General features: G+C 46.2%; 1 protein-coding gene. It reads right to left on the reverse strand.

All coding sequences use genetic code 11. The features are described from left to right. Positions 1-42: 42 nt before the first annotated feature. The coding region (locus tag J536_RS24765; RefSeq protein ID WP_032064384.1) for a 3-oxoacid CoA-transferase subunit A at positions 43-411 on the reverse strand (369 nt) is incomplete at its 5' end.

Raw genomic sequence — 411 nt, forward strand, 5'->3', positions numbered from 1 at the left:
ACGGCTGAGTTTCTGGTAGCTCATGTTATTTCTCCTTATTGCTTACTGTGCTGGCGCTACTTGTACAACATGCTGTACAAAAATACCTGGGGTGATAATGTGCTCAGGGTCTAATCCACCGAGTTCAACCACTTCAGAAACCTGAGCAATAGTGACATCAGCAGCCATGGCCATAATCGGGCCAAAGTTACGTGCAGATTTACGGTAAACCAGATTGCCCCAACGATCGCCTTTGTAGGCTTTAATCAAAGCAAAGTCAGCCTTGATCGGATATTCAAGTACGTAGTCTTTACCATCAATTTCACGGGTTTCTTTGCCTTCAGCTAAAAGTGTTCCAAAGCCAGTTGGGGTAAACACAGCGCCTAATCCCATACCTGCTGCCTGAATACGACACGCCAGATTACCTTGCGG

The organism is Acinetobacter sp. 809848 (assembly GCF_000581275.1).
Taxonomy (GTDB): domain Bacteria; phylum Pseudomonadota; class Gammaproteobacteria; order Pseudomonadales; family Moraxellaceae; genus Acinetobacter; species Acinetobacter pittii.